The following is an 8096-nucleotide window of genomic DNA, read 5'->3' as shown; positions in this document are numbered from 1 at the left end:
GGCCAGCTTTCGACGGACACGCCCGGGTCCGCCGCGTCCCGCGCCGCCGCGGGCGAATCCCCGCGGCCTATGGGCAAGGCCGCGCGCGAGTGGATCCTCAAGGGGGTGTCGTAGCGGCCATGTTCGCTCGCCGCACCGACCTTTCGCTCGAACGCGACGCACAGGACCGGTTCCTGCCGTGGCTGGTGGCGTTCATGGTTTTTCTCGCCGTGCTCGCATTCGCGCTTGCGATCGCGGTCCATCAGGTGGCGGGGCGCTGGGACAAGGGCGCCAGCGGCACGCTCACCGTGCAGCTGCCGGCGGCCGAAAAAGGCGACGACGCCCGACTCGCGGTCGTGCTCGCGTTGCTGCGCGAAACGCCGGGCGTGATTTCCGCCGAACCGCTTGCCGAGGAAGATCTCGCGGCGTTGGTCGAACCGTGGATCGGCCGCGCCGTCGTCGGCGACATCCCGATGCCGCGGTTGATCGACGTGCGGACCGATCCCAACGCCAAGCCTGACGTCGACCTGCTGCGTGCCCGGATCGCGGCCGCCGTTCCCGGCGCGGCGGTCGACGACCACCGCGCCTGGCTCGGCCGGCTGCTGGCGCTGCTGCGCGCGGTCGAGGCGACCGCGCTCGCCGTGCTCGGCTTCGTGCTGGCGGTGACGGTCGGCACCGTGATCTTCACCACCCGCACCGGACTGTCGATCCACCACGAGGCGATCGAGGTCATGCACCTGATCGGCGCGCGCGACTCCTATATCGCGCGCCAGTTCGCGGCCCGCGCGCTGGCGCTCGGGCTGAAGGGCGGCGCCATCGGCCTCGCGCTCGCGATTCCGGCGCTGGCGGCGATCGGCATCCTGTTCGGCCGCGAAAGCGGCGGGATACTGCCCGAGGTGACGTTTTCGCTCATGCATTGGGTGGCGATCGGCCTGTTGCCGGTGCTGGTGGCGCTGACCGCGATGGGAACGGCGCGCGTCACCGTGCATGCCTCGCTGGCGAGGATGCTGTGAACGACGAAACCGCCGCCTCCGCCGCGCCTCCGTCGCGGACAGGCATGCGGATCGGGCGCGCGGCCCGCGTCGGCGGCGTGGTCGGGTTCGCCCTCGCGCTTGCCTGGATCGCGGGACTCGCGCGCTTCGCCGCCCTGATTCCCGACCGGCTCGACGACGATGGCGGCGCCACCGACGCGGTGGTGGTGCTGACCGGCGGCAGCGGGCGGCTGGACGCCGGGCTCGATCTGCTGGTGCGGGGCCGCGCCGGCAAGCTGTTCGTGTCCGGTGTCTATCGCGGCCTCGACGTGCAGCGGTTGCTGCTGGCGTCGCGCCGCGACCGGGCCGGAATCGAGGGGCGGGTGGCGATCGGCGATGCCGTCAACACCGCGGCCAACGCGCGCGAGACGGCGGCGTGGACCCGGGCCGAAGGCGTCCGCTCGCTCCGGCTCGTCACTTCGGCCTACCATATGCCGCGCAGCCTGCTCGAATTCCGCCGCGCGCTGCCCGAGGCGACCGTGATCCCGCACCCGGTGTTTTCGGAAAACGTCAAGCCGGATTGGTGGGCATGGCCCGGCACGCTCGGGCTGGTCGCCGGGGAGTACCATAAGTACCTGTTCGCCTGGACGCGCTACCGGCTGCGCGACGCCGCGCGGGCGCTGGGCGGCGGCCCGCGGGGAGGGCGACCGTGATCGCGATCCGGTCGCTCGTGTTCAACGTCTACTTCTTCGCGCTGACGGCGTTCGGACTTTTCACTTATTGGGTGTTGTTGCCGTTTCCGCGCGCCGTGTTTCAGGAGGCGGTGCGCCTGTGGCAGCGGCTGGTGTTCGGCGCGCTCGCGGGAATCTGCGGGTTGCGCTGGGAAGTGCGCGGGCTGGAACGCATTCCGAAGGGCGCCGCCGTGTTCGCCTGCAAGCACCAGTCGGCGTGGGACACCATGGCGTTCTATGCGTTGGTCGCCGATCCGGCCTACGTGCTGAAGAAGGAACTGATGCGGATTCCGTTCTGGGGCTGGTACGCGACCAAGACGCGCCAGGTGGTGGTCGACCGTCGCGCCGGCCTGCGCGCGCTCAAGGAGGTCGCGGCCGCGGCCAAGGAGCGCCTCGCCGAAGGCCGCCAAGTGGTGATTTTCCCGCAAGGGACACGTGTTCCGCCCGGCGCGCACCGTCCCTATCAGCCGGGCGTGTTCGCGATTTACGACGCGACCGACGCGCCGGTGTTCCCGGTCGCGCTCAACTCGGGGTTGTTCTGGGGACGGCGGAGTTTCCGGAAATATCCTGGCGTCATCACCATCGAGATCCTGGAACCGATGCCGCGAGGCATGGACCGCAAGCCCTTCACCGCCGAGCTTGAGCGGCGCATCGAGGAAGCCTCCGCCCGCCTCGCGGCCGAGGCGCGGGAACGTTTTCCGGCGCTTCGGAACCGCGCAACCTGATGGGATCCGTTCCCGCTACGGCATATCTGTTCGCCGGCCGCGCCCTGCGCGATGTCGGCGACGGGTTCGCCGCCGTGCTGCTGCCGGCGTACCTGATCGCGCTCGGGTTGACGCCGCTCCAGGTCGGAATCCTGGCGACGGCGGCGCTGCTCGGTTCGGCGCTGTTGACGCTCGCCGTCGGATATCTCGGCGCCCGCCACGATCATCGGCGGTTGCTGCTGGCCGCGGCCGTTCTCATGATCGCGTCCGGCGCGGCGTTCGCCGTCGTTCACGATTACGCCGTGCTGCTCATGGTGGCCTTCGCCGGCACGATCAATCCGTCGTCGGGCAGCGTCAGCGTTTTCGTGCCGCTCGAACACGCGGTGCTCGCGCGCGAGGTCGAGGATCGGAACCGCACCCGTGCGTTCGCCCGTTACAGCCTGGTCGGGGCGCTCGCGGGATCGGTCGGCGCGCTGGCGGCGGCGGTGCCGGATTTCCTGGGAACGGCCGCGACCGATCCGCTCCTCGGATTCAAGCTCATGTTCGCCGCCTACGCGGCGCTCGGACTGGCCGCCGGCCTGATGTACGCGCGCGTTCCACCCCGTCCGCCGTCGCCGGATACGGGCGCCTCGGCCGCCCTCGGCCCCTCGCGGCGCGTTGTCTACAAGCTCGCGGCCCTGTTCAGCCTCGATGCGTTCGCCGGCGGGTTCGTCGTGCAGTCGCTGCTCGCGCTCTGGCTGTTCGAGCGGTTCGACATGTCGCTCGCGGCGGCCAGCGCCTTTTTCTTCGCGTCCGGCGTGCTCGCGGCGTTCTCGTTTCCCGTCGCCGCGTGGCTGGCGCGGCATATCGGGCTGGTCAACACGATGGTGTTCACGCACATCCCCTCGAGCGTGTGCCTGATCCTGGCGGCGTTCGCGCCGACCCTGCCGGTCGCGCTCGCCCTTCTTCTCGTTCGCGCCGCGCTGTCGCAGATGGACGTGCCGACGCGCTCGTCCTATGTGATGGCGGTCGTCACCCCGCCCGAGCGGGCCGCGGCCGCGAGCGTGACCTCGGTGCCGCGCAGCCTGGCGGCGGCGGCGAGCCCGGCCTTGGCCGGCGGCCTGCTTGCCGCCGCGTTCCAGGGGTGGCCACTGGTGATCTGCGGCGCCCTCAAGATCGTCTATGACGTCCTGCTGCTGTTCCAGTTCCGGCACCTGAAGGCGCCGGAGGAACGCTGACGGCGGTGTCCGGGCCGCGCGAAAGCCGAGGCCCGACCATGGGCATTTTCCTTGCGCCTATCGACGGTCGCGCGTAACATCTGACTATCTGACCAGATACAAGGAAGCCGTTGTGAGCGTCGAACGGAAAACCAGCGCCGGACGCCAACGGAAGGGCAAGGTTCGCCGTGCCCGCTTCCGTGCCGAAACGGCAAAGGTTCGGACTCTCCGGGCCTGGAAACTGGAAGACGCCAAGGCCAAGTTCAGCGAGGTCGTGCGGCGCGCCCGCGCGCAGGGGCCGCAGCGCGTCACCTATCGCGGCAAGGACGCGGTCGTCGTCATCGCGGTCGAGGAACTGAAACGGCTTTTGCCGGCGGAAGGGCCCCGGCAATCCTTGGCCGATTTTCTCCAAGGCACGGCGCTCGCCGAAATCGACATCCGCCGCGAGCCGGACCGGGGGCGGGACGTCGTTCTGTGATCGGCTGGCTGCTCGACACCAACGTCGTTTCCGAACTCGCCGGTTCCCGGTGCGATCCGAAGGTCGCGGCCTGGGCGAGGGAACAGGCCGAAGACCGGCTGTTCATCAGTATTCTCTCGCTCGGCGAATACGATAAGGGCATCGAAAACCTGCCCTTGGGTTCGCCCGCGCGCCGACGGTTTGCGGCGGCGGTCGCCGCCCTCGAAACGCGCTTCGCGGGGCGCGTCGTCTCTCTCGACGACGCCGTGGTGCGACGGTGGGGACGGATCAGCGGCGCGCTCCAGCGTGCCGCCGGCAGGGCGCCGCCGGTGATCGACACGCTGATTGCCGCGACCGCGATCGAGAACGATCTTTATCTGGTCACGCGGAACGTGAGGGACGTCCGCGATTCGGGCGCCGCGATCTTCGATCCCTGGACCGACGACCCGGCGGAGTTCCCGTTGGCGCGGTGACTTTCATGGATCAGACCACGGTGCGGATGACCTTGGAGCGCTATGGCCATCTGTTCCCGTCGCCCGACCACCAGAAGGCCATGGCCCTCGTCGAGGCGAGGCTGTTAGGATGAACAATGGATTCTGAATTGACGACACATATAGCCGCGGCAGAGAAAATAAAGTCGTCCGGAAGATGGGGCGCTATTAATCAAAAGATTCGCCAATTGGCTGCTAACCACAACGGGCATGAGGCATGGCAGATTCAAGTTCTTGGCGCATTGTCCTTCAAGAACTTCTCTGAATACCTTGCTCTCAAGAAGGCATACGAGGATTCTGGATCGGAGTCATCGCTGCTTGCTTGGCGCGCAAGAAATCTTCTTGAAATCTCTGTGTGGTCAATTTACTGCGCTCAAAGCAAGGAAAATACCCGCGCTTTTTACGAGGATGCTGGCCGGGATGTCGTCGGCATATATGATGCGTTTACAAAATGGGGAAAGATCACCTCGCAGGGTAATGACTGGCTGAATTCCATCGCAAATGCAAAGCAGGATATCTCTACGCGGGCTGCATCAGAGGGAATTGAATCTTTGGAGGGCTCATACAAACAGGTTCGTGATGCAGCTTCAGCATGTGGTTTTGGGGGTCATTTCAATGTCGACTACAAACTGTTATCGAAATTTGCTCATCCAACGGCGATGCTGATCATGGGCGCCCCGGACCCGGAAAAAGAAAAATTACAGAAGGACATGTTTTATAATGATGGGTGCATGTTTTTCGTCGGAGCTTTCACCGCGCTAGAAGGGGTGTTGTCAGTGCTGGTGGAGCACCCTGCGTGACGTTGCATCATAGTCGCAACACGGGCGCAATACGGGCCGCCGACGAACGCGCAATTTTTTGAAATCACAAACGGGAAATATCTCCCTGATGGGCCTCATAATCTGAAGGTCATGGGCTTGCGGCGAGTTGACGCGCCGCAATATGCATTCCCTCCCGCGCGCGGGCCGAACCTCTGTGGACAATGTTGTTCGCCCCCTCGGGATAACGGGGATAAAGGCGGCTCCGGGTTGCGGATCGCGGGGTGGCGGCGGAGAAATGCCGGGAAAACCCTGTGAAACGTTTAGAGAACATTAATCTTGACCGGATTTGAGCGGGCCCCTAGAATTTGATAAAATTCCTTATGTTTCAATGAGTTTTGAACCGGGCGCGGCCCGGTCGATCGAGCGTCCCCCCACGGTCCGGTCATGAGCCAGGTTTCCGCCGTTTCCCAGCAAATCTGGGACATGAAGTATCGCCTGAAGTCGGCGGAAGGCCATCCGCTCGACAAGACCATCGCCGACACCTGGGCGCGCGTCGCGCGCGCGGCCGCCTCGGTCGAACGGGAGCCCGCCCTTTGGGAAGCGCGCTTCGCCGAGGCGCTCGCGGATTTCCAGTTCCTGCCGGCGGGACGGATTCTTTCCGGCGCCGGGTCGGGCCGGCGCGTCACCCTCTTCAACTGCTTCGTCATGGGCCAGATCCCCGACGACATGAGCGGGATCTTCGAGCACCTCAAGGAAGCGGCGCTGACCATGCAGCAGGGCGGCGGCATCGGCTACGACTTCTCGACGCTCCGGCCCAAGGGCGCGCCGGTCAAGGGCGTCGGCGCCGACGCCTCCGGCCCGCTCACCTTCATGGACGTGTGGGACGCCATGTGCCGGACCATCATGAGCGCCGGCTCGCGCCGCGGCGCGATGATGGGGGTGATGCGCTGCGACCATCCCGACATCGAGGATTTCATCGAAGCCAAGCGCCAGCCGGGGCGGCTCCGCATGTTCAACCTCTCGGTCCTCGTCACCGACGCCTTCATGCGGGCGGTCAAGGAAGACGCGGCATGGGAGCTTTCCTTCGGCGGCACCGTGTTCCGCAGTTTGCGCGCGCGCGAGCTGTGGGACCGGATCATGCGCGCGACCTACGCCTACGCCGAACCGGGCGTGATTTTCATCGACCGCATCAACCGCATGAACAACCTGGCGTACTGCGAAACCATCCACGCCACCAACCCGTGCGGCGAGCAGCCGCTGCCGCCCTACGGCGCGTGCCTCTTGGGCTCGATCAATCTCGCCCGCCTGGTCCATCGGCCGTTCACCCCCGACGCGCACCTGGATACGGCCGCGCTCGACCGGCTCGCGCGCACGGCGGTGCGCTTTCTCGACAACGTCATTGACGTGTCCGCTTTTCCGCTGCCGCAGCAGGAACACGAGGCCAAGGCCAAGCGCCGGATCGGGCTCGGCATCACCGGGTTGGCCGACGCGCTCATCATGTGCCGCGCGCGCTACGGCGGGCGCGAGGCGGTGCGGCTGACCGAAAGCTGGATGAAGACCGTCCAGCGCGCGGCCTATCTCGCCTCGGCGGAGCTGGCCGCCGAAAAGGGCGCGTTCCCTCTGTTCGATCGGGAGAAGTTCCTCGCTTCCGAAACGGTCAAGGCGCTCGACGACGACGTGCGCGCGGCGATCGCCCGCGACGGCATCCGCAACGGGTTGCTGACCTCGGTCGCGCCCACCGGCACCATCTCGCTCTTCGCCGACAACGTGTCGTCCGGCCTGGAACCCGTGTTCAGCTTCGCCTACACCCGCCACGTCCTGATGCCCGACGGCACCCGGCGCGAGGAGCAGGTGTCGGATTACGCCTATCGCCTCTACCGCCGCACGTTCGGCGACGACGCGCCGCTCCCCGATTACTTCGTCGACACCCAGGCGTTGTTGCCCGCCGACCATCTGGTCATGCAGGCGGCGGTGCAGCGCCACGTCGACAGTTCGATTTCCAAGACCATCAACTGCCCCGAGGACATCTCGTTCGAGGGCTTCAAGGACATCTACCAGCAGGCCTACGATCTCGGCTGCAAGGGCTGCACCACCTATCGGCCGAACGAGATCACCGGCGCGGTGCTGGAAACCAAATCCGCCGCCAAGGACTCGCAGCCGGAGCTGCCCCTCGGTGCGCCGCTGCCCAAGGCGCGGCCGAGGGACGCCCTTTCGAAGAACACGGGCGATTCGGGCGCGATCGTCTACATGACCCAGCCGCTCGACCGGCCGGAGGTGTTGCAGGGAGGGACTTATAAAGTACGTTGGCCGGAATCCGACCACGCCATGTACATCACCATCAACGACGTGATCCAGGACGGCCGCCGCCGGCCGTTCGAGATCTTCATCAATTCCAAGAACGTCGAGCATTTCGCCTGGACGGTGGCGTTGACGCGCATGATCTCTGCCGTCTTCCGCCGCGGCGGCGACGTGTCGTTCGTGATCGAGGAGCTGAAGGCGGTGTTCGACCCGCGCGGTGGGCAATGGATGGGCGGGCGCTACGTGCCGTCGCTGCTCGCCGCCATCGGCGAGGTGATCGAAAACCACATGATCGCGATCGGGTTCCTCAGCCCGCCCGAGGCAGGCGCGCACAAGGCGCATGAAGCGCGCCTGCCGAAGGTCGCGGCCGGCGGCGGCGAGGGCCAAGTGCCGTCGGCGCGGCTCCGCCAATGCCCCAAGTGCGCCGAGGCCGCCCTGATCCGCCAGGAAGGCTGCGACGTCTGCACCAGCTGCACGTATTCGAAATGCGCGTGACGGCGGCTTCCAA

At 66.6% G+C, this 8096-nt stretch carries 8 protein-coding genes and 1 pseudogene; all 9 read left to right on the top strand.

Annotated features, from left to right (window positions below):
* Positions 1 to 119 precede the first annotated feature (119 nt).
* The 9 genes and pseudogenes from FJ311_01995 (at position 120) to FJ311_01955 (ending at position 8083) form a co-directional block, all read left to right on the top strand.
* On the top strand, positions 120 to 992 hold the full coding sequence (locus FJ311_01995; protein MBM3950209.1) for a cell division protein: 873 nt from the start codon (positions 120 to 122) through the stop codon (positions 990 to 992).
* Positions 993 to 1036: 44 nt separating this feature from the next.
* Complete coding sequence (locus FJ311_01990; GenBank protein MBM3950208.1) at positions 1037 to 1663, top strand: YdcF family protein; 627 nt, start codon at positions 1037 to 1039, stop codon at positions 1661 to 1663.
* The gene (locus tag FJ311_01985; protein MBM3950207.1) at positions 1660 to 2406 is read left to right on the top strand and encodes a 1-acyl-sn-glycerol-3-phosphate acyltransferase; all 747 of its coding nucleotides are present in this window, start codon (positions 1660 to 1662) and stop codon (positions 2404 to 2406) included. Before FJ311_01990 ends, FJ311_01985 begins: the two co-directional genes overlap by 4 nt.
* A complete protein-coding gene (locus FJ311_01980; GenBank protein MBM3950206.1) occupies positions 2406 to 3602 on the top strand; it encodes an MFS transporter in 1197 nt (398 codons plus the stop codon). The genes FJ311_01985 and FJ311_01980 overlap by 1 nt, the downstream gene beginning before the upstream one ends.
* 112 nt (positions 3603 to 3714) lie before the next feature.
* The gene (locus FJ311_01975; protein ID MBM3950205.1) at positions 3715 to 4059 is read left to right on the top strand and encodes a type II toxin-antitoxin system prevent-host-death family antitoxin; all 345 of its coding nucleotides are present in this window, start codon (positions 3715 to 3717) and stop codon (positions 4057 to 4059) included.
* Positions 4056 to 4511, top strand: a complete 456-nt coding sequence (locus FJ311_01970; GenBank protein ID MBM3950204.1) for a type II toxin-antitoxin system VapC family toxin — start codon at positions 4056 to 4058, stop codon at positions 4509 to 4511. Before FJ311_01975 ends, FJ311_01970 begins: the two co-directional genes overlap by 4 nt.
* Positions 4508 to 4624: pseudogene (locus tag FJ311_01965) on the top strand (site-specific integrase). The gene FJ311_01970 and the pseudogene FJ311_01965 overlap by 4 nt, the downstream one beginning before the upstream one ends.
* 3 nt (positions 4625 to 4627) lie before the next feature.
* Entirely contained in the window at positions 4628 to 5329 is a 702-nt protein-coding gene (locus FJ311_01960) for a hypothetical protein (protein MBM3950203.1), read from the top strand.
* 405 nt (positions 5330 to 5734) lie between these two features.
* Positions 5735 to 8083, top strand: coding sequence for an adenosylcobalamin-dependent ribonucleoside-diphosphate reductase (locus FJ311_01955; protein ID MBM3950202.1), 2349 nt, complete (start codon positions 5735 to 5737; stop codon positions 8081 to 8083).
* Positions 8084 to 8096 lie beyond the last annotated feature (13 nt).

It is taken from the genome of Rhodospirillales bacterium, assembly GCA_016872535.1.
GTDB lineage: Bacteria > Pseudomonadota > Alphaproteobacteria > Rhodospirillales > 2-12-FULL-67-15 > 2-12-FULL-67-15.
Note: the sequence above shows the minus strand (reverse complement) of the source record. Positions and strands in the feature narration are given on the sequence as shown.

Bases quoted from the DNA above. Each gene is read 5' to 3' on its own strand.
- FJ311_01955 (MBM3950202.1), top strand. From the start codon at position 5,735: ATGAGCCAGGTTTCCGCCGTTTCCCAGCAAATCTGGGACATGAAGTAT.
- FJ311_01980 (MBM3950206.1), top strand. From the start codon at position 2,406: ATGGGATCCGTTCCCGCTACGGCATATCTGTTCGCCGGCCGCGCCCTG.
- FJ311_01960 (MBM3950203.1), top strand. From the start codon at position 4,628: ATGGATTCTGAATTGACGACACATATAGCCGCGGCAGAGAAAATAAAG.
- FJ311_01990 (MBM3950208.1), top strand. From the start codon at position 1,037: ATGCGGATCGGGCGCGCGGCCCGCGTCGGCGGCGTGGTCGGGTTCGCC.
- FJ311_01995 (MBM3950209.1), top strand. From the start codon at position 120: ATGTTCGCTCGCCGCACCGACCTTTCGCTCGAACGCGACGCACAGGAC.